This window comes from Nonlabens sp. (genome assembly GCF_018401815.1).
Lineage (GTDB): Bacteria > Bacteroidota > Bacteroidia > Flavobacteriales > Flavobacteriaceae > Nonlabens.
The window spans coordinates 885,130-910,395 of record NZ_JAGYKG010000001.1 but is presented as its reverse complement, the minus strand read 5'-3'; the positions used below and the strand labels follow the sequence as shown (position 1 = coordinate 910,395).

General features: G+C 36.2%; 22 protein-coding genes. 19 read left to right on the top strand and 3 right to left on the bottom strand.

Annotated features, from left to right (window positions below):
- Positions 1–2 precede the first annotated feature (2 nt).
- Positions 3–1,874, top strand: a complete 1,872-nt coding sequence (gene mnmG / locus KG732_RS04030) for a tRNA uridine-5-carboxymethylaminomethyl(34) synthesis enzyme MnmG (protein ID WP_213521087.1) — start codon at positions 3–5, stop codon at positions 1,872–1,874.
- A gap of 18 nt (positions 1,875–1,892) precedes the next feature.
- Positions 1,893–2,732, top strand: a complete 840-nt coding sequence (locus KG732_RS04025; protein WP_213521086.1) for a class I SAM-dependent methyltransferase — start codon at positions 1,893–1,895, stop codon at positions 2,730–2,732.
- A gap of 129 nt (positions 2,733–2,861) precedes the next feature.
- On the opposite strand, the gene KG732_RS04020 is transcribed toward KG732_RS04025, so the two are convergent.
- Both KG732_RS04020 and KG732_RS04015 read right to left on the bottom strand, forming a co-directional pair.
- Positions 2,862–3,257 (bottom strand): hypothetical protein, encoded by a 396-nt coding sequence (locus KG732_RS04020; protein WP_213521085.1) that lies wholly within the window; start codon positions 3,255–3,257, stop codon positions 2,862–2,864.
- 69 nt (positions 3,258–3,326) lie between these two features.
- Complete coding sequence (locus KG732_RS04015) at positions 3,327–4,454, bottom strand: DNA polymerase III subunit delta' (RefSeq protein ID WP_213521084.1); 1,128 nt, start codon at positions 4,452–4,454, stop codon at positions 3,327–3,329.
- A gap of 434 nt (positions 4,455–4,888) precedes the next feature.
- Here KG732_RS04015 and KG732_RS04010 point away from each other — a divergent pair, with 434 nt between their 5' ends.
- From KG732_RS04010 to KG732_RS03985, 6 genes are all read left to right on the top strand, one after another.
- Positions 4,889–5,128: a hypothetical protein gene (locus KG732_RS04010; RefSeq protein WP_213521083.1), complete on the top strand. Its 240-nt coding sequence runs from the start codon at positions 4,889–4,891 to the stop codon at positions 5,126–5,128.
- 23 nt (positions 5,129–5,151) lie between these two features.
- Positions 5,152–5,913 (top strand): GLPGLI family protein, encoded by a 762-nt coding sequence (locus KG732_RS04005; protein WP_213521082.1) that lies wholly within the window; start codon positions 5,152–5,154, stop codon positions 5,911–5,913.
- A gap of 86 nt (positions 5,914–5,999) precedes the next feature.
- Positions 6,000–8,612, top strand: a complete 2,613-nt coding sequence (locus KG732_RS04000; RefSeq protein WP_213521081.1) for a hypothetical protein — start codon at positions 6,000–6,002, stop codon at positions 8,610–8,612.
- A 136-nt stretch (positions 8,613–8,748) separates the two neighbouring features.
- Positions 8,749–9,930 carry a phosphoglycerate kinase gene (gene pgk, locus KG732_RS03995; protein ID WP_213521079.1) on the top strand — a complete coding sequence of 394 codons (1,182 nt, stop codon included), beginning with the start codon at positions 8,749–8,751 and terminating at the stop codon, positions 9,928–9,930.
- 29 nt (positions 9,931–9,959) lie between these two features.
- Positions 9,960–11,525 carry a lytic transglycosylase domain-containing protein gene (locus KG732_RS03990; RefSeq protein WP_213521078.1) on the top strand — a complete coding sequence of 522 codons (1,566 nt, stop codon included), beginning with the start codon at positions 9,960–9,962 and terminating at the stop codon, positions 11,523–11,525.
- A gap of 1 nt (position 11,526) precedes the next feature.
- On the top strand, positions 11,527–12,513 hold the full coding sequence (locus KG732_RS03985; protein WP_213521077.1) for a DUF4837 family protein: 987 nt from the start codon (positions 11,527–11,529) through the stop codon (positions 12,511–12,513).
- Between the two features lie 72 nt (positions 12,514–12,585).
- On the opposite strand, the gene tatA is transcribed toward KG732_RS03985, so the two are convergent.
- Positions 12,586–12,780 (bottom strand): twin-arginine translocase TatA/TatE family subunit, encoded by a 195-nt coding sequence (gene tatA / locus KG732_RS03980; protein WP_292892441.1) that lies wholly within the window; start codon positions 12,778–12,780, stop codon positions 12,586–12,588.
- Between the two features lie 480 nt (positions 12,781–13,260).
- Here tatA and KG732_RS03975 point away from each other — a divergent pair, with 480 nt between their 5' ends.
- The 11 genes from KG732_RS03975 to KG732_RS03925 all read left to right on the top strand — a co-directional run bounded on the left by KG732_RS03975 (position 13,261) and on the right by KG732_RS03925 (position 25,242).
- On the top strand, positions 13,261–14,124 hold the full coding sequence (locus KG732_RS03975; protein ID WP_213521076.1) for a M23 family metallopeptidase: 864 nt from the start codon (positions 13,261–13,263) through the stop codon (positions 14,122–14,124).
- The gene (locus KG732_RS03970; RefSeq protein WP_213521075.1) at positions 14,125–15,633 is read left to right on the top strand and encodes a GH3 auxin-responsive promoter family protein; all 1,509 of its coding nucleotides are present in this window, start codon (positions 14,125–14,127) and stop codon (positions 15,631–15,633) included.
- Between the two features lie 202 nt (positions 15,634–15,835).
- Complete coding sequence (locus KG732_RS03965) at positions 15,836–15,988, top strand: hypothetical protein (RefSeq protein WP_213521074.1); 153 nt, start codon at positions 15,836–15,838, stop codon at positions 15,986–15,988.
- Positions 15,989–15,991: 3 nt separating this feature from the next.
- Positions 15,992–16,828, top strand: a complete 837-nt coding sequence (locus tag KG732_RS03960; RefSeq protein WP_213521073.1) for a diacylglycerol kinase family protein — start codon at positions 15,992–15,994, stop codon at positions 16,826–16,828.
- A gap of 74 nt (positions 16,829–16,902) precedes the next feature.
- On the top strand, positions 16,903–18,639 hold the full coding sequence (locus KG732_RS03955) for a hypothetical protein (RefSeq protein WP_213521072.1): 1,737 nt from the start codon (positions 16,903–16,905) through the stop codon (positions 18,637–18,639).
- A 78-nt stretch (positions 18,640–18,717) separates the two neighbouring features.
- Positions 18,718–19,758, top strand: a complete 1,041-nt coding sequence (locus tag KG732_RS03950) for a hypothetical protein (protein ID WP_213521071.1) — start codon at positions 18,718–18,720, stop codon at positions 19,756–19,758.
- Entirely contained in the window at positions 19,755–20,288 is a 534-nt protein-coding gene (gene rfbC, locus KG732_RS03945) for a dTDP-4-dehydrorhamnose 3,5-epimerase (protein WP_213521070.1), read from the top strand. The genes KG732_RS03950 and rfbC overlap by 4 nt, the downstream gene beginning before the upstream one ends.
- Positions 20,289–20,306: 18 nt before the next feature.
- The gene (rfbD, locus tag KG732_RS03940; RefSeq protein ID WP_300980291.1) at positions 20,307–21,146 is read left to right on the top strand and encodes a dTDP-4-dehydrorhamnose reductase; all 840 of its coding nucleotides are present in this window, start codon (positions 20,307–20,309) and stop codon (positions 21,144–21,146) included.
- A gap of 89 nt (positions 21,147–21,235) precedes the next feature.
- Complete coding sequence (gene gmd / locus KG732_RS03935; RefSeq protein WP_213521069.1) at positions 21,236–22,363, top strand: GDP-mannose 4,6-dehydratase; 1,128 nt, start codon at positions 21,236–21,238, stop codon at positions 22,361–22,363.
- A 501-nt stretch (positions 22,364–22,864) separates the two neighbouring features.
- Entirely contained in the window at positions 22,865–23,938 is a 1,074-nt protein-coding gene (locus KG732_RS03930) for a GDP-L-fucose synthase (protein WP_213521068.1), read from the top strand.
- Between the two features lie 41 nt (positions 23,939–23,979).
- Positions 23,980–25,242 (top strand): oligosaccharide flippase family protein, encoded by a 1,263-nt coding sequence (locus tag KG732_RS03925; protein ID WP_213521067.1) that lies wholly within the window; start codon positions 23,980–23,982, stop codon positions 25,240–25,242.
- Positions 25,243–25,266 lie beyond the last annotated feature (24 nt).

The following is a 25,266-nucleotide window of genomic DNA, read 5'->3' as shown; positions in this document are numbered from 1 at the left end:
AAATGTTTGATAAGGAATACGACGTAATAGTAGTAGGTGCTGGACACGCTGGGAGTGAAGCCGCGGCTGTCGCTGCCAACATGGGTTCTAGAACTTTATTGGTTACTATGAATTTGGAAACCATAGGGCAGATGTCTTGTAATCCTGCGATGGGAGGCATTGCAAAGGGGCAAATTGTTCGGGAGATAGATGCGTTAGGAGGATTGAGTGGTATTGTTTCTGACAAGAGTGCCATTCAATTTAAAATGCTCAATCAATCTAAAGGTCCTGCGATGTGGTCGCCAAGAACTCAAAATGATCGCATGAGATTTTCTGAGGAATGGAGAATGCAGTTGGAAGCTATTCCGCTATTGGATTTCTATCAGGAAATGGTTTTAGGGTTGATCATCGAAGGCGAAAAAGTTGTAGGCGTGCGCACCTCTTTAGGTATTGAAATTAGATCTAAAGCAGTGGTGCTCACTAATGGAACTTTTCTTAATGGTTTAATTCATATAGGGGATAAGAACTTTGGCGGAGGTCGAGCGGGTGAAAGAGCTTCTACAGGAATTACAGGTCAATTAGTAGAGTTAGGTTTTGAGTCTGGAAGGATGAAAACAGGGACTCCGCCAAGGGTAGATGGAAGGTCTTTAGATTATAGCAGAATGGAGCCTCAACCGGGTGATGCGATTACGTCAAAGTTTAGTTACAGCAACTTGACCAGCTCGTTAAAACATCAGCGGGATTGTCATATGACCTACACCAGTCCAGAGGTACACGATTTACTCCGAGAAGGTTTTGATAGATCTCCTATGTTTAATGGTAGAATTAAATCTGTAGGTCCTAGGTATTGTCCAAGTATAGAAGATAAAATAGATCGTTTTGCAACCAAAGACAGGCATCAAATATTTGTAGAACCAGAGGGATGGAATACTTGTGAGGTGTATGTAAATGGGTTCAGTACCTCTTTGCCAGAAGATGTTCAGTTTAAAGCATTGCGCAGTGTGGTAGGATTTGAAAAGGTGAAGTTTTTCAGACCAGGTTATGCTATTGAGTATGACTATTTTCCGCCTACACAATTAAAGCATACACTAGAAACCAAGTTGATTAGCAATTTGTATTTTGCGGGTCAGATTAACGGTACTACTGGATATGAAGAAGCCGCCTCTCAGGGGTTAATGGCGGGTATAAATGCCGTGCGTAAAATCAGAGAGGAAGAGTCTTTTATACTTAAAAGAGACGAAGCGTATATAGGTGTTCTTGTAGATGATTTGATTACAAAAGGAACCGAGGAGCCTTATAGAATGTTTACTTCTCGTGCTGAATATCGAACACTTTTAAGACAAGATAATGCCGATTTAAGATTAACACCTAGAGCGGTAGAGTTAGGAATCGTCACCGATGAAGCTTTGAATCGCGTAGAACGGAAAGCTAATGAATCAGAAAAAATGGTTCAGTTTTTACGTGATACCAGTTATGATTATAAGGAAATGAATCCGTTGCTTGAGTCAAAAGGAAGTAAAGTAGTCACCCAAAATGACAAGTTATTTAAAGTCTTTTCTCGTCCGCAGATCAACTTGGAGGATATTAAAACTATTTCTCAGGTAAAGACTTATTTAGATGAGAACGAATTGGATGATGATATTCTGGAGCAGGTAGAGGTTCATGTAAAGTACGCAGGGTATATTTCTAAGGAAAAAGACAATGCAGATAAACTCCACAGATTAGAAAATGTAAAGATCCCTTCTAACTATGATTTTAAAAGCATCAAGTCACTTTCTTATGAGGCTAGGGAAAAACTAACGAAAATACAGCCAGTGACGGTTTCACAAGCGAGTCGTATTTCCGGTGTTTCGCCAAGTGATATTTCTGTGTTATTAGTACACATGGGCCGATAGTTTCACGTGAAACAATTAATGAATTTGAATTTCTCCAAACACTTTCTGACACTTAACGACTACTTTCTGACCCAGGAAAAGTTTGAGCTGTATCAGGATCCAGATACAGAATTGATAAAAACCACTCCTCAACCAAAGGTGTTAGATCCATATTATGAAAGTGAAGATTATCTTTCTCATGATGATACTTCCACTTCTTTTTTTGCTCGATGCTATAATGTTGCTAAGGGTTTTAATTTAAAGTCAAAGACTTCCTTAATTAAGAAATTTGCTTTACAAGGGAAGGTTTTGGATATAGGTGCTGGGGTAGGAGACCTGGTTAGAGCATTAGAAAATTGCGGAATGGACAGTACCGGTTTTGAACCTAGTGCTAAGGCAAGGTTGGTAGCTCAAGAAAAGGGAATTGATTTGCATGCAAGCCTTGAAGTATTTGACCCACACTCTTTTGATTTAATTTCTATGTATCATGTATTAGAACATGTTCTAGATGTAGAAAAACAGAAAGAAAAAATCCTTGAGCTGTTGCAACCCAATGGTGTTTTAATTCTAGCCTTACCTAATTACGAATCCTATGATGCTAAGTTTTATGGAAAGTATTGGGCAGGCTATGATGTGCCTAGACATTTATTTCACTTTAATAAAAAAGCGGTAAGAAGGTTATTTGAAAAGGAATTTGAAATTATAAAAATGCAACCTATGTGGTTTGATAGTTTTTATGTTTCGATGTTATCCTCTAAATATAAAAAATCACTTTTTCCCTTTTTATCTGGAACGTTCATTGGTTTCCTCTCTAATTTGATCGCAATGAGTACTAAAGAACCCAGCTCCATCACTTACATACTAAAAAAGCGCTTTTAAAACCATTTAAAAGCGCTTTTTTAGTTAAACAACATCTTTGTTCCTATTTCCTTTAAACCAGCTTAAAACGCATGATTTTGCTTGAAAATCTATAGTTTTTACTTATACAAATAATAATTACTATAGATGTTAAATATATTGAGACCAAAAGAGTCCCATCATGCTAATGATAAAGTAGATTCCTAATCCTGAAGATCCGGAGTAATCTTTTATAAGTCGCAAACCAACTAGCAAAATTATAATAAGAAAGCCTGAAAGTACAAATGCGTATGGAGCGTAGAAAAAACTTTGAACGCTTATAATTTCATATAAGGCAATACCGATTAGGGTACTCAGTGTAATTTCTATGCCTAAGATGATAATGATACTTAACTTAACAAGCATAGGATTAAATACGTCTTGATACATATGACAGTAGTCTTCCACTGTTTTTTTCCAATCCATCATCTTTTCATAAGCAGACAGCAGATAAGTAACTATCAAAAAAATAAGAATAAGGATAATTCCAGAATAGGCCATCATCATTTTTTTATCTAATGTAATACAATGTGCTTAGCTTTGAACTATATAGAGCTTAAAATAGGTATGATAGACCTATTTAGAGTGTAAAATACGCGTCATTCCTATACTCAAATCAGTAAGTACAATCTTGCCATTTGCATTACGTTCTATATGATAAATGGCTTCTTGAAGTTGTTTCTGTATTTCCATCATTCTATTTCCATCTACAAAAGGGGCAAATTTACTTAAGTCAAAACCGCTTTGAGGAGATAGATATACAGCAGTATCTGCTTGATAGTTTTTCAACATGGCTTGTCTAAAGAATTCCATACAATATAGTAGAAAACGTATCTGCGTTTCTCGGTTGACTGAGGCTATATTATCAGCCCATTCCATAAGGTCGTTGATAGCCGTAATTTTTGTTTTAGCTACAAAAGCTGTTCGTACCCACTCCACAAACCACTGTTCAAATTGTAGGTCCTCAGCGCTATTTTGTGAAAACTGTACGGCTTTTCTGTAATCTCCATCTGCTTGTCTAGCAACTGTAGAACTTTGACTTTCAGATAATTGAAGGTTTTTTTGTAGTCCTTGAGCGATAACAGCAGCATGGAGTTTAGGCACATTGATAATTTGACACCTGGACTTAATAGTATTGATAATTCGATCCTCAGATTCGGCAACAAGAAGGATAATCGTCTTTGCTGGCGGCTCTTCTATAAGCTTGAGCAGTTTGTTGGCCGCTTCGGTATTCATTTTATCAGCTCCCCAAATGATGACTACCTTAAAACCTCCTTCATAAGATTTTAAGCTCAGTTTTTTCATGATGAGTTGTGCTTCTGCTACCCGTATTTCAGCATTCTTTTTTTCTATATCGATGGCTTTATACCAGTCTGGGAGGCTTCCATAAGGGTTAGAAAGTAAAAAAGTGCGCCACTCCTTTAAGAATATATCTGATGTTGCTTTTGTAGTACTACTTCCAACAGAAGATGGCATGGGAAAAGAAAAGTGTAAATCTGGATGCGCTAGGTTATTGAGCTGTGCATGACAACTTTCATTAGAAGCACCACATAAAATCTGCCTTGCATAAGCAACAGCGAGAGGTAAAACACCGCTTCCAGTGGGACCTACTAATAACTGAGCATGAGCTATACGATCGTTTTGCACCGTAGATTGCAGGTGCTTTTTGATATGTTCCAGTCCTAAAACGTCTTGATATTGCATAGTGCAAATATAAGAGGAACCCAGTAGGTCAGGAAACTTGTGAAGCATACTTTGCTACGTTCTATTCGAAAGCTTAAAAAATCAAAAACTTTAATTCTTTAGGCGTTTAAAAACATCCTTATAGATTAAAAATGCTCAAATGGAAAAGAAATGAAGAGGGATGAAAGCAAAACTTATGAATAGAACAAAAGAAGTAGGTTCTGAGGCTACCGCCTCTACTGCCACATTACCTTAAATAACTACTACCTTGGAGTTGTTTTAGGCTTTGCAATTTAAAGATGAAGAAAAAAAATAATTTCAATTCCCGTTTTGTAAGAGAGAAAGTAAAAAAAACACCTCTTTAAGAAAACACCTCAGATAAAAGTAGGAATTTTCTTCGTTTCTTCGTTTCTTCGTTTCTTAGCACTCGTATTAATCATTTAAAACATTTTATTATGAGAAAATTAGTTTTTGCAGCACTTGCTGGAGTATTTATGTTGAGTAGTGGGTTTGCTACTTTAAATACGAACGATTTAGTAGTTGAAGATTTTGGAACTTGTGAGGACGCATGCATAGCTTATGCTGATCACATTGATATGAATGATGGATATAACGATAGAGATCTGATAAGATGGAATAGAGATCGTCGAACTTGTGAGGCAAGAATGTGTGCGTCAATTGAACCTGCTAACTAACGTAGTAAATCAAATTTTAAATAATGAAAATAATTACTTCAATAATTCTTTTCATGTTATTTACATTCCCTCTTTCTGAGTCTTTATTAAAAGACAAGAACGAGGGATCTGTTTTATATCATGCAAATTGGATAAAAAACAAGGTTTACAACCAAGAATTTATAGATGGTTATCCTAATGAGTATAAAGAAAGTTTAAAAATAGATAGCTTACTTTCTGAGGCTAGGTATTCTGTTAGTTTTCAAGGAGATAAATCTTATGGAAGCACACACTTCGTTGCGGATTCTGAAGATGACTTGTTAAACTTTGGTGTTACACAGATGGATGATAATATGATGCATTCTTATAACAACAAAACAGGAATAAATACATCTTTATTAAATTTTGCAGGAGATTTGATTGCCTTAACTAGAAACCATCAAAATGCTTGGAAAATAGACTATTCCAGAACTAAAACTATTGATGGTTATAAATGTTATTATGCAAAATACAAGGGTTTATCTTCTAAACATAATTCAACTTCTGAACCTATCTATGCATGGTTCACTCCTGAAATCCCAGTACCTTATGGGCCAGCAGGATATGGAGGTTTGCCAGGGCTTATTCTAGAATTAATAGAAAATAATATAAGTATGATCGCAGTTCATATAAATTTAAGACCACTATCTAACGATGTTGTGATGATTGAGAGCGCAAAAAGAATGTTTACGGTAAAAGAATATTTAGAAAAAAAAGGCGACATGAGAAAGGTTGCTAAGAGATTAATAATATCAGGCAACAAATAAGTGTTTTATATTTTTTACAGTTAGGGAGCTATAAATTATTATTTAAAACAATGAATAATTACTAATTTACCATCAATTAATTTCTATTGTTAAGACTCATATTTTTTATACTCTTACTATCTAACGTTTCTGGTGCTCAAATAACTGTTAAATCGGGTCTTTTTGATAGTAATTTACAGCCTATTTCCCAAGGTGTAATCAAATGCACTTTAGCAAAAGACACAACCTCAATTGTTAATATTACAATAAGTTCCTTTGACGGTAAATTTAGTTTACCAGTAAAAAAAGATATTTCTTATGCTATTGCAATTAAACATTTGTCATACGTTGATACCGTTATTACTTTTAAAGCTCCTTTCTTACCTAGTAAAATTATTCTATCAGAAGATTATGATGAACTTAGTGAGATTGTAATTAAACATATTAAGCCTAAAATAGAAATAAAGTCAGATACCACTTCCTTTAATTTGAGCAATTATATTGATCCTAATGACCGAAAATTAAAAGATTTATTAGAAAAAATACCTGGCTTGACCATAAATCCTGATGGCAGTTTGTATTTTAAAGGTCAAATAATTAGTCGGTTATTTGTTGAAGGAGAACCGTTTTTTGGTGGAGGAACTAAGATAGGTATTGATAATATACCAGCAGACGCATTAAAAAAATTAGAGATTATTTCTAATTATTCTAAGTCTAAAATCCTTAAAAATGACCGACGCACAAACGAGCAGGTCATAAATCTCATTTTAAAAAACAAGAAAAAAGCAATTGTATTTGGAGATGCAGAAATAGCAACAGATTTCACTGCCTTTTATAAACTATACGCTTCACTTTTCAATTTCAAAATAAAAAAGCAAAACAATATTATCATTAATAATAATAACTTAGGTATTAGTACTTTAGGTTATAACGATTACTCTGCAATGAGAATAGTTGACTCAGAACTTTTTAGATTGCCTCAAAACAATTTAAGCTCTTTTGATTCTGATCAAGAATTCTTAGAAATTAAAGATCAGTCTTATCTAATGCAATTAAGACGTAAAGCAAAGAAAAGTGATTGGGACTTCCTTTTTTCTTATAATGATCATTTTACATTAAAAAAGGAAGAAAGTAATTTAACTTTTCTCAATAATAACGGTTTTGATAACACAAATTCAAATACAACAACCAAGTTAAGTGACATCTATTTAAGAACAACTAATTATTTACAATCAGAAAATAAAGAGCGTGTTTTTGCGCTCATGTTTAATTTTAATAATGAAAACTCATTAAACACTACGCTCTCTAACTCCTCTATTACTTCAAGAGATTACAAAGCCACAAATGACAGGAATCAATTTATTATAAACGGTCTTTTAGAGCAAACCGATAAAATCAACAGTAAAATTAATATAACATATGGTATTCAAAGTTCAATTGAGAAAAGAGATTCTAATGGACTTTTAGGAAGTAACGAGTTTTTTTTAGAGGATGTCATATCATGGCAACAAAGTGATGATTTTATTATAGATAAAAGACTTATAAAAAATCAGTTCAAAACAAAATTGGCAGTTAATGTATTTTATCATTTAACTGATTATAGCAAGCTAATAATCGGCTCTAGTAATAGTTTTTCACATATAAAGGTTGATTCTGAACAATTTCAAGCACTGGAATTAAATGACATCTTGCTAGACCAAGTGTTTCAAAGTAACTACACAAATGAGACTTATACATCAGATAATGGACTGTCTTATTTTTACAAGAAAAGTAAAATAGATGTATTAGTTGGCTTTTCCACTTTTTTTTACTCTAATAGTTTTGATCGAGATGTGAAAAATACTGTTTCGAAAGGTATGATTTTACCTAAAGCCGAGCTGGTTTACAATCCTAACACAAAAAATGAGTTTCAATTTAAATACCGTCAGCAAATACGTTTACCATCAGATGATCAGTTGGACACTTCTCTAAGAGTACAAAATTACTATTCCATAACTCAAGGGGATACTAACTTATCTAATACTCATAATCATATTTTTCAATTAAGATATTCCAATATTAATTTGCTTAAAAGCTATTCTTTTTCAAGTAATAACTCCTATGAAATAGAAGATCAAGGCTTTAATACAAAAATAGATCTAGAAGAAATCAATCAAATCAATCAGTACTTTTTACAGCGTAATTCTGCGCGGTACTTTAATTCAAATAATAATTTCACTTACATTTTAGATAAGGTTGAATTTGGAAATAATATTAAATTTAGATGGAATGAGAGAAATATATCTATAAATGATCGTTTTTCAAAAGCCATTTCTAGAACCTATCAATATTCTCCATATTTAAGAACAACCTTTAAAAGTTTTCCAAATTTTAATCTCTCAGTTGCTTGGTCTAAAAACACGCTTGAAATAGAAAATGAAACAAATATATTTAATGCTAGATCAGTTAATTTTAAAGTAGATCATAACTTGTTAAAACATTATTATGTAAAATACTCAATCAATTATGTCACTCTTGACAGCCGTAAGACTTTAAATAATCAGAACTTTGAATTCAGATACACTAATAAATTAAAAACTATGGATATTAGTTTATTGGCTATTAACTTCCTTCAATCTGGTACAAATAATAGAATACTACAAGATTCTTTTACTAGAACCGAAATACTCAATAATATCATGCCTAGAAGGTTAATTCTAGGTATCAAATACTTTTTCTAAATATTTCTACACGTTATAATTGATCTTTGAAATTACCATAAGGACTATTTATTTTGCTATTCTTTAAATGCCATTAATTCTTGTGGTAATTACATATCCGTTATATTTGTTTTTAATCCATTTTGAATATTGTAAGATGACTATAGACCAAATTAACTTTGAGAATAAAAAGGCTTTAATACGAGTAGATTTTAATGTTCCACTAGACGAAGACTTTAATGTAACTGATGCGAATAGAATTGAGGCCGCAAAAGACACCATTATTTATGTTTTAGAACAGGGTGGTTCAGTGATTTTAATGTCGCATTTAGGTCGTCCTAAGAATAGAGAAGAAGAGTTTTCACTGCGTCATGTAGTAGAGAAGGCCAGTGATATTTTAGGAGTACAGGTAAAGTTTGTAGAAGATTGTAAAGGAGAGCTGGCTCAAAAGGCAGCGCAAGATCTGGAACCAGGCGAGGTGCTTTTATTAGAGAATCTTAGATATTATAGTGAAGAGACTGCTGGAAATACCGCTTTCGCGAAAGCGCTATCACAACTAGGCGATGTCTATATCAATGATGCTTTTGGTACTGCTCACAGAGCCCATGCGAGTACGGCAATAATTGCCCAATTCTTTAAAGAAAAATGTTTTGGTATGCTCATGAATCGGGAGATCCAAAGCCTCGATAAAGTTTTGAAAACTCCAGAAAGACCATTGGTAGCGATTTTAGGTGGCGCAAAGGTGTCCTCTAAAATCACCGTCATCGAGAACATATTAACTAAAGTAGATGACCTGATCATTGCTGGCGGAATGGCTTATACCTTCATCAAAGCTCAAGGAGGAAAAATAGGAGACTCTCTAGTAGAAGACGATAAACAAAAACTAGCACTGGAAATCCTTGCTAAAGCAAAGGAGACTAATACCAATATACATTTACCAGTAGATGTAGTTATTGCCAATTCTTTTTCAGAATTGGCATCCATTGATACATCTGCGATCAATGAAATTCCAGATGGCTGGATGGGTCTTGATATAGGTGAAAAATCTCGTCAGGAGTTCCACAACATACTCCAAGGTGCCAAAACTATTCTTTGGAATGGTCCAGCAGGAGTATTTGAAATGGAACCTTTTGCAAAAGGAACGATTGCTTTAGGTACATCTGTCGCGATGGCAACAAAAAACGGTGCCTTCTCGTTAGTAGGTGGTGGTGATTCTGTAGCTGCAGTAAAACAGTTTGGTTTTGAGGATCAAGTAAGCTATGTGTCTACCGGTGGTGGCGCGATGCTAGAAATGCTGGAAGGAAAAGAACTTCCTGGTATTGCGGCAATGAAGAAGTAGTTATTCCTCTTAAATTCTAAAAAACGTACATGATTAAATATGCTTTGTTTCTAATCGTTGTCTCTTTTTGCCTTCTACCGCTATCAGCGCAAGTAAAGAACGACCCTACAAGAACTCTAGAACAAGTACTTGTTGATAAAGAGCTTGAAAAGCAGCAAGCTGAAAAGGATTCGCTAGAATTAGGAATAAAGGTAGTCATAGAAATACCTGTTCAAGAAATAGCAGTGGATACCGCGGTGACTGGAGCGCCTTTAAAGCTATATCCAGAGGCAGACGATTTTGACGAGAACCTACTTAATGAACTGTATAACAATGACTTATATGATTATATGTATAAGGAATTGGTGCAAATGGATTATAGTGAAACCGTAAAACAAACACTTCCTACAGACACGCTTAAAGCAAGGCTAGCGGCCATCAATGAAACCACCCCTTTTCAGATAGATTACAATCCAGTACTGGAAAAGCTTATCAATAAAAAGCTTAGTTATCAACGCGTATATATGGAGCGCTTGATGACTTTGAGTGATTATTATTTCCCATTATTTGAACCGTATCTGGATCAGTACGATATCCCCTTGGAGATGAAATACCTGGCCGTTGTAGAAAGTGCTCTAGACTCGCGTATCAAGAGTCGGGTAGGAGCGACAGGATTGTGGCAATTTATGTTTACCACAGGTCGTAGTTTTGATCTGGAAGTGAATTCTTATGTAGATGAGCGCATGGATCCTATAAAATCTACTCAAGCCGCCTGTAAATTTATGCGCAGTTTGTACAATATCTATGGGGATTGGGACTTGGTCTTGGCAGCCTATAATTCAGGTCCAGGAAATGTGAATAAAGCCATACGCCGCAGCGGTGGGTATAAAAATTACTGGAACATCAGGCCGTATCTTCCACGAGAAACGGCTGGTTATGTGCCTGCTTTTCAGGCGATGATGTATTTGTTTAAATACGCACCAGAGCACGGGTTTCAGCCACAACAGACCTTATATAAAACAATTGCTACCGACACGATCAGTGTTAAAAGAATGATTTCTTTAGAACACGTGGCTCAGTTTACCGATCAGGATCTGGAAGTGATCCAATTTCATAACCCCTCTTATAAATTGGATATCATCCCGGTAGTAGAGGGCAAAACTTATAATTTGAGATTACCTATAAGAGACGCGGCAAAATTTGTTAGTAATGAGGAGGCTGTGTACGCTTTCGCGAAAGCGGAATTTGAAAAAATAGAAAAACCAATACCAGAACTTCTCAAAGCAGAAAGCCGAACGGTATACCGAGTTAAAAGTGGAGATTACCTAGGTAAAATAGCCAACAGATATGGTGTGAGGGTGAGCGAAATCAAGCGATGGAACAGCTTGAGAAGTAATAATTTGCGCATTGGACAAAGGCTGTACATCCACTCTAGGAACCCGGTAATCACCTCGAGTTCACTACCTACTGATACACCGTCTTCTTACCAAGTAAAAAGTGGTGATAGCTTATGGAAAATAGCCAATAAATATGGCATATCTATTGCTAGTATACGCAAAATGAATCCTACCACGTCAGAGGACCTCAAAATAGGGGTCACTTTAAAACTAAAGTAACATGAATAAATTATACCTAATTCTCACCATATCTCTGGCTTTTATAAGTTGCAATGATCAAGCAATTGTTGTTCAAGATAGCGCGGGAAGACTTAACGATATCCTAGTAGTTATAGAAAATAACGATTGGGATGGACCCCTAGGAGATTCGATTAGAAAGGAGTTTGCGAGGCCATTAGACGGTATCGTGAGAGAAGAGCCCATATTTACATTAAATCATGTAAAACCTACGGCATTTAAAGGAATGCTTAAAAAGTCACGTAATTATTTGCTCTTAAAACAATCAGATAGCAGCGGGGTGAGTGTTAAGAAAGACGTGTATGCAAACCCTCAGTTGGGAATTATAGTAAGAGGTCAAAATAAGAAAGAAATCGCTCAGGTGATCTCAGAAAATGCTGATAACATGATTGCCCTTTTCAATCAAGGAGAAGTAGAGCGCAAGCAATACCTCATGGATAAAGTCGCCTTGAATACCGATAGGTTGACAGAGCGTTTTGGCTTTGAAATCATTGTACCTCGAGCGTATCATTTTGCTACTTATAACGGAGAAATAGACAATAATTTTTTCTGGTTGCGAAGAAGTATTAATGAAGGTACTATGGACTTGATGATTTATGAAGTAGATCGCAACAGAATTAAGCGCAGTGATAGTACGGTAATGGATATTGTAAAGGTGAGGGATTCTATAGGAGCAGTTAAAATCTTAACAGATGGTGGCCCATTCCAGACAGAGCCTGCTTTTTCACCCTATCTAAATGAAAGTCAGATCGATGGAAATTTTGCCTTTGAAACCAAGGGAACTTGGGAAGTAAAAAACATGTTTATGGCAGGACCATTTGTCAACTATGCGATTTACAATAAAGAAAAAGACAACTGGTTGATCATAGAAGGATATGTAAGTGCCCCGAGCAGTAAGCAGCGCAATTACTTATTTGAAATAGAAGCTATTTTGAAAAGTGTGAAGTTTGTAGATAAAGAGGAAGGCTAACATCAGTTTGTAACAACAAAAAATCCGCATCATTTCAAAATGATGCGGATTTTTTGTTTCTAGTGCCTTTAACTAGTTGTTCAGATTTTTAGAATCCTCTTTTTTATGATCGTCCTCTTTCGAGGCTTCTTTAAATTCTTTGATTCCGCCGCCTAGACCGCGCATCAATTCTGGTATTTTCTTACCTCCGAAAATAAGAAGAATCACTACTACAATTAGTATGATACTCCATAAGCCTGGCATTGCCAAAAAGAAATTTGCTATCATGATTTCAGTTTTAATAGAGCACAAAGATACAACAAGCCGCAAAACAAGACCTATTAAGGCTGTTAATCTTTAAAACTAAAAAAATACAACTTGAACCTGAATATGAACTCGAACTTGAACTTGAACTTGAAAAACGATGTTGTTATGGAGCTGATTAATTAGAAATAAGTGAAGATGCAACCCGTATCTAGAGAAGTCCTTTTCGCAGGAAAGGATTAAGGACAAGGCATGGTAAAATCAAAACTTAATAATCAATTCATTATTTGCCTTATAAGCTCAAAAAATTTATTTTCCCACATCCCACATCCCACATCCCACATCCCACATCCCACATCCCACATCCCACATCCCACATCCCACATCCCACATCCCACATCCCAACTAATCTAGGAGCATTCTTTACCCCTAATAAAGGATTACCTCATTGGACCTACCTCATACCTATAAAAACTAATTATATTTGTTACACGGTATAAAAACATGGCAAAAAAGAAAAAAAAGAACCAAAAAAATAAATGGACACACCATTACCGAATGGTGGTGCTTAATGACGATACTTTTGAAGAACGTTTCAGTCTTAAATTAAACAGGCTCAACGTATTTATAGTAACCCTGATAAGCGCTGTTTTATTGATAGGAGTAACCACAATTCTTATTGCATTTACACCTATACGAGAATTCATCCCTGGATATGCTGATGTAACTACGAAGAAAAACTCCTTACAACTTATTAGGGAAACCGATTCTATAAAACAAGTATTGCGCTCTAATGAAGAGTTTTATGGTCGTATTAAAATGCTGCTCAATGGTGACATTACTTCTGAAGAATACGAGCGTATTGACAGCATCGCAAAAGTAGAAACGGATCTAGAAATCACCAACCTTACCCCCATCAAGGAAGACAGTCTTTTAAGAGAAGAAGTGGCACAAGAAGACCGCTACAGTGTCATTGCCGGAGCAAAGGCCAAAACGAACTTTGTCTTCTTCCCACCAGTAAAAGGTATTATTTCTGGAGACTACGATGCAGAGATCAAACACTATGCAGTAGACGTGGCAGCAACTACAGGCACCCCTATAAAAGCCGCTGCTGATGGGACGGTAGTGTTTGCTAGCTGGAGTGCAGAAACTGGTTACACCATGCTTATAGAGCATGCTTATGGTTTAATTACGGTTTATAAGCACGCTGGAAGTCTTCTTAAAGAGCAAAACGATCAGGTACTCGCAGGAGAGGTGATCGCTAGCGTTGGAAATACGGGAGAACTGACCACAGGGCCTCACCTGCATTTTGAAATTTGGAGCGATGGGTATCCGCTAGATCCTACTAACTTTATCAATTTTGAATAAATGTCGTTAAAGTCACTCGGCGCAAAGATTTTTGCCGCAATAACTGATAGAAAAACTAAAAAATGGGCTACAGATCCGGTAGGCTCACAGGATAAGGTTTTTAAAAATTTATTAAAGACTGCTGCGGGTACCGCTTTCGCGAAAGCGCACTCCTTTTCCAGCATCCAAACCCATAAAGATTTTATACAACAGGTTCCAGTAAGAGATTACGAGCAGTTACGCCCGTTTATAGACCGAGTAGTCGCCGGAGAAAGTGATATTTTATGGCCAGGAAAGCCCCTTTACTTTGCCAAAACCTCTGGAACCACCAGTGGTGCAAAATACATTCCCCTTACCAAGGAGTCCATGCCTGAGCATATCAAGGCAGCTCGCAATGCCATATTGAGTTACATTCATGAGACTGGTAAAGCAAAGTTTGTGGATGCTAAGATGATTTTTCTTCAAGGAAGTCCAGAAATGCAGTCTAAAAATGGCATACAACTCGGCAGATTGAGCGGTATTGTTGCACATTATGTGCCTAATTACCTACAGAAAAACAGATTGCCCTCTATGAAAACCAATTGCATAGATGATTGGGAAACAAAAGTAGAGGCTGTTATCGATGAAACTTTATCAGAAAAAATGAGCGTAATTTCTGGAATTCCGAGTTGGGTGCAAATGTATTTTGAGCGCATCGTACAACGTACAGGTAAAAAAGTAGGCGAGGTTTTTCCAGACTTTAATTTATTTATTTATGGAGGGGTTAATTTTGAACCTTACCGCGCTAAATTTAATCAACTCATAGGCCGTCAAGTAGACAGTATAGAGTTATTCCCTGCAAGTGAGGGGTTCTTTGCTTATCAAGATAAGCAAAAGGAGAAAGGAATGTTATTGCTACTGGATGCAGGTATTTTTTATGAATTCATTCCTGCAAATCAGTTCCATGAGGAACACCCGCCTCGATTAACTATAGGAGAAGTTGAAATAGGAATCAATTATGTCATGATTATTTCTACTAACGCGGGATTGTGGGCCTACAACATAGGTGACACTATTGCTTTTACCAGTACAAGTCCTTATAAAATAGTGGTGACTGGTCGCATCAAACATTACATCAGTGCGAGCGGTGAGCATGTTATAGGCAAAGAGGTAGAAGAAGCTATGAAATCTGCATCTACTCAATTAGGTATTGTCATCAATGAGTTCACCGTAGCCCCCCAATTGAGTCCTGAAAGCGATGCGCTTCCTTACCACGAGTGGTTTGTGGAATTTGGCTCTACTGCTGACTTAGACCTGCCTCAGTTATCTCAAGTTTTGGACCTCAAAATGAGGGAACAAAACTCCTATTACGACGATTTAATTACTGGAAAAATACTTCAACCTTTAAAAGTAACTCCTGTACCAGAAAACGGTTTCAAGGATTATATGAAAATCATTGGCAAACTAGGAGGGCAGAATAAACTCCCAAGACTGTCAAACGACCGGAAAATAGCTCAGGTACTAGAGAAGATCATCCAGCAAAAGTCTTGATTTATTATTCCTATAGTTCTAATTGATCTTATTGTGAATGAATAGGTGCTTTTCCTGGTAGTATGAAGGCTGCTGCTGTTGTAGCGGCCATGTTATCAGAACACCTTTTTAACAACCTCAAGGATATCACATTAGAATACGTCAAAGAGCATTATATAAAGGAGGTTGTTTTTTTAAAGAACCGATCAGTAAAAATAAAAAGTTGTTAAAGCAATTTTGTCAAGAAGGAGGTAAAGCTTTTGTGTACCGCTTAAATTTTCAAGTAGGGAAGAATGAAAAATACGTAGTTGAATATGAATTGGGTTCTGTTTATGGCATCATGCATGCTGATGACTGGAACTTTAAAGCAAATTAACAAGTGATTAAAATCACCTTTTTAGTAAATCCTATTTCTGGTAAAAACGGAAATAAATTAGAGTTCAAGCAAATTAATACTTTCTTTGATCAAGATCAGTATGAAATTGAAATACGCTATTCTTCTTCTAAAAGCGATTTAGAAAAATTGACAAAAGAGTGTATTGATAATGGGTGCGATATTATTGTTGCTTCTGGAGGGGATGGTACGGTAAATACCATTGCAAAATTCCTTATCCATTCAAGTATTAGATTGGCCATACTTCCTAGAGGGTCAGGCAATGGTCTCGCAAGTCATTTGGGGTTGTCAAAATCTATAAAACAACTCTGCTTTTCTATAAAGCGGGCTGAGACCATTCACATAGACTGTGGAGAAGTAAATGGAACTTATTTTTTCTCCAACTTTGCTCTAGGCTTCCCAGCTGATGTGATACACCGATACAACAAGGATACTAAAAGAGGTTTTTCTACTTATGTGATGCACAGTCTGAAATCTTTTTTTAGTAAAAAGAAAGATCTGATTATGCTAGAAAGCTCAGATAAACCCAAATTTTGTGTGCTGGTTTCCAATACCAAATATTTAGGCTATAACGTATCCCTTACTCCTAAGGCAGAGATCAATAACGGATTGTTAGATATGGTTTTTGCACATTCAAGAGTAGGCCTTGTTTTAAAAATGGGAGCTTCTGTTTTTTTTAAGAGTAATTTTGCCAATTCAGTTAGTGAAGTTGTATTAAGAAGCAATGACAGTTGTCCAGCGCAGCTCGATGGAGAACCTGTGGTACTAAAATCTCCATTTCATATTACAGTGAAGAAAAAATGTCTTAAAATTATTATCTAGCCCCTATCTAAATGAATAAGAATCTTTCTTAAGAGGATTCTACAAAGATGTATCTTTGCTACGAAAGAATATTTATGCCTATAATAAATGTAGAGCCACGTACCAGAGCTCAAGAAAGCACTAATGCCATAGAGCGCATGTACATCACCATGCGACATCTTTTTAATAGAGGCTTTTACAAACCTATGGGAGTGAGTGGTGCATCTTTAAGAGAATCCCTACTCACATTAAGACCAGAAATCTACGGTTCCATTGCTGAAGATAAGATAGAATTAAACGGGTTGCTTTACGTCATGGACCGACTTCCAGTGGGAATAGAAGAATGTACTTACATCAACCTTACCAGTAATGAAGGTTATGAAAGATCTCATTTTAAGGCGATAATTCCTAAAAAAAGAAGACGAAATTGCTACCGTATTGATGAGCAGCAAATGAATGTCGAAGTGACTCGAGGAAGGTCTGAAATTTATGATATTTTAACACACCTTACTTTTTTGATGATCGAATCTCATAAAATCATGAAACAAGTGATCGTCGGGGATAACGGAAGTACCACAAGAGATTGGAAAAGTCTAGAAACAGCTGTTTTAAAGAAAAAACTCACCCAAGAAGAGAAAGAAGTTGCTATTACTCATGTAGCAAATATTCTAGGGCGCACCTTTGATGAGGTAACTTCTGTTTATGCAGACTTTGCTACCGAAGGAAATCCTAATAGATTTTTAAGCATCATTTACCATTTGGGCAAACTTGCAAAACAAGAAGTTCTCGATGAAGAAAAACGTCTTGTGACCTTTTCTCCAGTATTAAGAGAACGATTAGGTCATCACATTCACGGTGATGCCTGGGCATTGCGAATTAAAAAACATTTGGTAGAAAAAGGACTTTTTGAAAGACCCTTGCATATTATTAGCGCTAACCTTCACAGTGTTATGAATTCACTGTATGGCCCTGTAGCTTTGACCTCCCAAATGGCAAAGAAAAGCCGGATGCAAATCTTTGCAGATTTAAGCAACGATAGCGGGAAGAAAAACCGAGACTTGATCAAGAAACATGCGCTATCCAATGGAATGACCGAGCTTAATGATAAAAGTGGAACCAATATAGATGTACAGATTTTTGATCTCGCAGCTTGTGTATTTGAAAAAGTAGACTTTTGTGATGTGCGCTTTCGCGAAAGCGAGAACGATGCAAAACCCGTGCTTATCGTGATGGATTATGCTTTTGGAGAACAGGCTTATGAAACCATGGACGAGTTGCTCAAGCCTTTTAAAGATGAGCAAGGAAAAGAACAGCAAATGAATGTTCAATCCATCAACATTATGGGTAAAGCAGGTATTCTGGAAGGCGATAAAGGTGATATCATGGTGCCAGATGCACACGTTTTTGAAGGAACAGCAGATAATTATCCTTTTAAAAATAGACTTTCTAAAAAAGATCTCGAGAGCGATGACATCAAAGTTGTTACGGGCTCTATGGTGACTGTTTTAGGGACTTCCTTACAAAATAAAGATTTATTAGATTTTTTCTATAATTCTAGTTGGAAAGTTATAGGTCTAGAAATGGAAGGAGCCCATTATCAAAAAGCCATACAGGCAGCATCTCGAGTAAGGCGTAGCATACGTAAAAAAGTAAAAGTTCGGTACGCCTATTATGCAAGTGACAACCCATTAAAAACAGGACACACGCTGGCAAGTGGTGGTTTGGGATTGATAGGGGTGAAGCCTGTTTATGTGATTACCGAAAAAATATTAGAACAAATTATAGAAAGTAGTATCAAAGCAGTACCGCAACAGGAGGAAGAAAAAGAGTAATAATTTTACTGAAAACCAAACGTTTAAACAATTCATAGACTTCAATTATATTTGAAGACTTGAAAAAACTATAGCTTCATGGATAACCAACCCAACAACAACCAAGAACAAGAGGTAGATTTAGTACCTGTCTTTGTATGGATCAGCAATGGATTTAAGAATCTGTTTAGTGCCATTAGTGGATTCTTTAAAGGAATTGCCCACTTCCTTATTTTGTTTTTAATTTTTATAAAAAACAACATCATTTTGTTAGGGATTCTATTGGTTATAGGAGGAGGACTTGGGATGTATACCAGTAGAGAAAGTAAAAAGAACTTTACGGCACAGTTAAGAGTACAACCTAATTTCGAAAGCGCCGGACAATTAATTTCTAATCTCGAATACTACAACTCCTTAGTAGATCAAGAAGATTTCACAACTCTCGGTAAAGAATTGAACATTTCTACAGCAGAAGCAAGCCAACTTAAAAGTTTTGAGATAGAAGCCGATTTTAACGATACAGAGCTTCTTAAGGAATACGATTATATGGCGCGCCGTGCAGACACTATTGCGCTAGAAAACTATACTTTTGAAGGCTTTAAAGAGGCAAAAAGAGCTATTGATTACCAGTTTTATAAAGTAGAAATAGTTTCTGAGGAACGAGCAGCTTTAGAAAAAGCAGCTTCAGCAGCGGTTCAAGTAGAGGACAACCCGTTGATCAAGGCACAACGCCTAGCTAGTAAGGAAACCACAGCCTTTAACCTTAGCAATATGGAGTATCAGTTGCATGAACTGGATTCTTTAATTAAGGCATTTCAAGTGTCCATTAAAAATACCGATTCTAATACCTCTCAAGCAACTAGCGTGTTTGTTAATGGGCAAAATAAAACAGAGGTGTTTAAAGAGTTGTTTGACGAAAAATCTAGAATCTTCTTTAACTTGGAAAATGAACGAGAAAAAAAATACAGTTACGAAAACACTGTAAATATCGTTTCTTATTTTGTTAAAAAAGGAGTGATAGAGAAAAAGCACCTGACGCTTACTTACGCTTTGATATTTTTTGGCTTAGGTCTTCTTATAGCATTGATACCAGTGGTTTTGCGATTTTTAAATAACTATCAAAAAGGAGTTTTTAAGTGAATATAATTGATACACCACTTCTGGACTGTAAAATTATTGAACCTGTTGTTTTTAAAGATGCTCGAGGTAAATTTTGTATTGCTTTTGACCGTATCGCTTTCGCGAAAGCATTACCTCAACAAGAACCTTTTATTACTATAAATGAAAGCACGTCAACTTACGGCGTTTTAAGGGGGTTACACGCACAAAAAGGAGCCGCAGCACAAACAAAGCTGGTGAGGTGCATACAAGGCCATATACTAGACGTTGCAGTTGATTTTAGACCAGAATCACCTACTTATTTAAAACATTTTACTATAGAATTATCAGGAGATAACCACAAACAGCTTCTTGTTCCTAGAGGCTTTTTACACGGTTTTTCCGTACTTTCCAAAACGGCTATAGTAAATTATCAGATAGACAATGCCTACCAGCCAGAAATGGAAGTGGGCTTGAGGTACGATGACCCAACATTAAACATAGACTGGCAACTCCCTAAAGAAGATATGATCCTTTCTGAAAGGGATGAGAAATTGGGCTTCCTCAAATAACTATTAAATCTTATCGTATTGAAAATTCTTATTACTGGTGCTAATGGCATGTTGGGAACTGCGATAAAAGCAGCCTTGTTAGAACAAGAACTCTTCTGTTTTTCTAGTAAGGAATTGGATATAAGCTGTAGTTTTCAATTGGATCAAAAGGTCAAAAATATACGACCAGATTATATTATCAACTGCGCGGCCTACACAGCGGTGGACGCAGCAGAGACCGTGCAAGAAAAAGCTTTTAAAATAAACGCACTTGCTGTTCAAAAAATGGCGCAAATCTCAAAACAATACAACGCCACATTCATACATTTTTCTACAGACTATGTTTTTAAAGGTGATGCTGCAACACCCTACGAGACGGATCAAGAAACAGATCCTATAAATGTGTATGGCGCGAGTAAACTTGCAGGAGAAAAGGCTATTACTCAAATAGATGGCAAACATTATATTTTTAGAATTTCTTGGCTGTATGCACCACACGGTAACAATTTTTTTAAATGGGTTGCAGGGACAGACATTAAGGAATTGAAAATAGTAGATTCTCAAACCGGTTCTCCTACCAGTGCGCTAGAGGTAGCTGCTTTTATACATCACGTCCTTAAAAACGATCCCAAAGCTTATGGAACCTATCATTTTACCAATCAAGGAGCGTGGACCTGGTTTGATTTTGCACAAGCGATTAATACAAAACTAAGTCTTGACAAAAAAATAAACCCAGTTTCAGAGTTTAAAACCGCCGCAAAACGACCCGTTTATAGTGTGATGAATTGTGATAAAACAGCAAGTGTTTTTGATTATCAGATTCCTTCTATTGAAGAAGGCTTGGATGAGGTGGCTTCACATTACCTCCTCCAGTCATAGGTTTTAAAAAAGAGATCACAGAGTTCCTAATCACAATCTTTAAAAAAACGACTCCAAAACCTTATTTTTACAGTATTACACAAAAAAATATGTCTGTACAGCAACATAAAGTAGCATTAATTACTGGAGTAACCGGTCAAGACGGCGCTTATTTAAGCGAGTTTTTATTAAAAAAGGGATATATAGTTCACGGTATCAAACGCCGAGCCTCTTTATTTAACACAGATCGTATTGATCATTTGTATCAAGATCCGCATGATAGAGATGTAAAGTTCAAATTGCATTATGGGGACCTTACAGATACGACTAACCTTACCAGAATCATCAAAGAAACACAGCCAGATGAGATTTATAACCTCGCAGCCATGTCACATGTACAAGTTTCTTTTGAAATGCCTGAATACACCGCAAATGCAGATGGTATAGGAGCGCTGCGCATTCTAGAATCAGTACGTATACTTGGTTTGGAAAAGAAAACTAAAATCTATCAAGCATCTACCTCAGAATTGTATGGTAAGGTGCAAGAAATACCACAATCAGAAACTACGCCATTTTACCCGCGTAGTCCTTATGCCGTAGCAAAAATGTATGCGTATTGGGCAACGGTAAATTACCGGGAAGCTTATGGTATGTTTGCTTGTAACGGAATTCTTTTTAACCATGAATCTCCAGTACGTGGAGAGACCTTTGTAACTCGTAAAATTACTCGTGCGACTTCTAAGATCGTAAAAGGTCTTCAAGACAAAGTCTATTTAGGAAACCTAGATGCCAAAAGAGATTGGGGACACGCCAAAGATTATGTGCGCATGATGTGGATGATCCTACAACACGATGAGCCAGAAGATTGGGTGATCGCTACAGGAACTACGACTAGCGTGAGAGATTTTGTACATATGGCATTTCAGTATGTAGGTATAGGCTTAGAGTTTACAGGCGAAGGCGTGGAGGAAAAAGGAACAATAAAATCTTGCTCCAATCCAGACTACCAATTAGAAATAGGTAAAGAAGTCGTAGCCGTAGACCCGCGATACTTCCGTCCTACAGAGGTAGATTTATTGATAGGAGATCCTACAAAAGCCAAAGAAAAATTAGGTTGGGTTCCAGAAATTGCATTGCAAGAACTTGTGAATGACATGATGCAAAGTGATTTACAACTCATGTCCCGTGAGGAATATTTGAAAAAAGGCGGTTACCGCATCAATAACTATTTTGAATAAGCCTGGCCCTTTCCATGGGAACTTGAATTTGAACTTGAACTTGAACTCGAAAATTGAAATAGTTCTTAATGGAGTAATTAGAAAATAAATAGCTCTAATATAAGATGAAAGCAATAAGCAATCGAGAAGAGGTCCTTTCCTTTGGAAAGGATTTAGGATAGGCTAAGAGGCTTTTGAATAAAGAATATCGATTATAGAAGTTGTGATTGAAAAACAAACAACTCCTTCCCTTGAGGGAAGGTTGGGATGGGTGTTTTATAAGAAAACAGCTTTAATTTAAGATGAAAGCAATAAACAATCTAGAAGTGGTCTTTTCCTCTGGAAAGGATTTAGGATAGGCTAAAAGGCTTTTGAATAAAGAATATCGATTAAGGAATATGGAATATAGAAGTTCATTCCAAAGAGAAGTACTTAGGATTGGAAAAGTTATTATAAAGGACATATAAATATTAATCATTAAGTAAAAAGTCCTCTCCGCTGGAGAGGATTTAGGTGAGGCAAATGGAAAAATCTTCAAAAATATATATCGCTGGACATCGTGGTCTAGTAGGAAGCGCTATTGTGACGGAGCTAAAAGACTTAGGATATACTAATTTCGTTTTAAGAACTCACAAGGAATTAGACCTTACCAACCAACAAGCCACAGCCCATTTTTTTGCTACTGAAAAGCCAGAATATGTATTTCTTGCAGCAGCTAGTGTAGGAGGTATTGTAGCAAACAACACCTTTAGAGCCGACTTTATTTATAAAAACTTGATGATTCAGAACAATGTGATACATCAGAGTTATTTGAATGGGGTAAAGAAATTATTGTTCTTAGGAAGCACCTGTATTTATCCTAAAATGGCGCCACAACCTATGCCAGAAGACAGTTTGCTGACCGGGCCTTTAGAATATACCAACGAACCTTATGCGATTGCAAAAATTGCGGGTATCAAGATGTGTGAAAGCTATAATTTGCAATACGGCACTAACTTCATTTCGGTGATGCCTACAAATTTGTATGGTCCTAATGATAATTTTGATTTACAAAAATCTCATGTATTACCGGCATTGATTCGTAAAATGCATTTAGGCAAATTGTTGATGCAAGGCAAAGAGCAAGCTTTATGTGAGGAGTTAGGTGTGGACTATAAAATCGCGCTCCGTACTGAGCTTGTCGAAGTGAAAGCAGAATTACATAAAAACGGCATCACAGAAAACAGTATTTCTTTATGGGGAACAGGAACTCCTAAGCGGGAGTTTTTATGGTCCCATGATATGGCCAAAGCTTGTGTTTACTTAATGGAAAACAAGGACTTTGAAGATGTAAAAGGAACCGATAAAGACATTAGTAACACCCACTTAAACATAGGGACTGGAGAAGATATTGCTATTAAAGATTTGGCAGCGCTGATCAAAAAAACAGTAGGTTATCAAGGCAATCTCGATTGGGATGCTTCCAAACCAGACGGTACCCCACGCAAACTTACAGATGTATCCAAGCTCCATGAACTGGGTTGGAAACACGAGGTGGCGCTAGAAAAAGGAGTGGAGATGATGTATGAGGCTTATTTGAATTCACAAGCGCACTAAAATGGCTATTTTAGCGTTGGTCAAAGTAACCCAACCAAAAAATGAGTAAGCTTTCTAAAAAATTTTCTGGAGAAGAAAAAACTGTGGCTAAAAACTATGGGGCGCTTACTATTCTTCAAGCACTTAATTATTTACTCCCGTTTTTGATTATCCCTTTTTTGGAGCGTCAATTAGGACTTGAAAAATTTGGTCTTATAATGCTTGCACAATACCTCATGGCTTTTTGTATAGCAGCTGCAGACTTTGGTTTTAGCACTACTGCAACCAGAGAAATTAGTTTGATACGAGAGAAGAAAGGCGATTATTCTACTGTTTATTTTAAAGTGTTTTGGGCTCGAATCATTTTATTATTCTTGGTGTTCTTATTATTGTGTTTGTTTGTGTTTAGTATAGAAAGGTTTAGGATAGAATGGCCCATCTATTTATTGAGCTATGGAATTGTCATAGGCCAAACTATTTTAGGAGATTGGTTTTTTCAAGGTATTGAGAGAATGCAGCTTCTTACTATTATTAACGCTTTTGCAAAAATACTCTTTACAATTCTTCTCTTTGTTTTTATTTCTAGTCCTTCGGACTATATGTACGTTCCTATTTTCAATTCTATAGGTTTTTTGGTTGCTGGAATTATTATGTTTACGTTGAGCCTAAAATACGTGAATTGGCAGTGGCCTAATTTTAAAGATTCAAAAGAGTTGTATCAGCAAAGTTTTCAAATTTTTATCTCTGATGTTTCTTCACAACTAACTTTTGCAGCAAACGGACTTGTATTAGGGTTGTTTGCTGGGGACTCTGTAGTAGGTGTTTTTGGTGCATTTGATCGATTAATGATTGCTGCAAAAAAGATGTATTTACCTTTTTATCAGGCGATGTACCCTTACATGTCTAGAAAAAGTAAATCAGAAAAAATCAAGATGATGAATAAGCTTATACCAGCTGTTGCTTCTGTAGGTTTTATTGGCTTATTAGGAATTGTGTTTTTGGGAAAATGGGTGGTAGATTTACTGTTTAAAGATCCTGAAATTTATCTCAATGCAAATTTGTTACAATGGATGGGACTCATCGCTTTATTTACTGGATTAAATCTTTTATTTACAAATCTGTACGCACCATCTAGAAAATTGTTTAAACAAAGAATGAATGTCATGATTGCGGGTACTGTATTCAATTTAATTTTAGCATTTTCAATTGTACCTAGCTTAGGTTTAGAAGGTACTGTTATAACAGCTATTACGACAGAGCTTTTGATGCTGCTAGTATCGGTATTTTATTATTACAAAGATTTAAATCAGCTCCAGAAAATATAAAACTAATGTGGAGATTTATGCTCT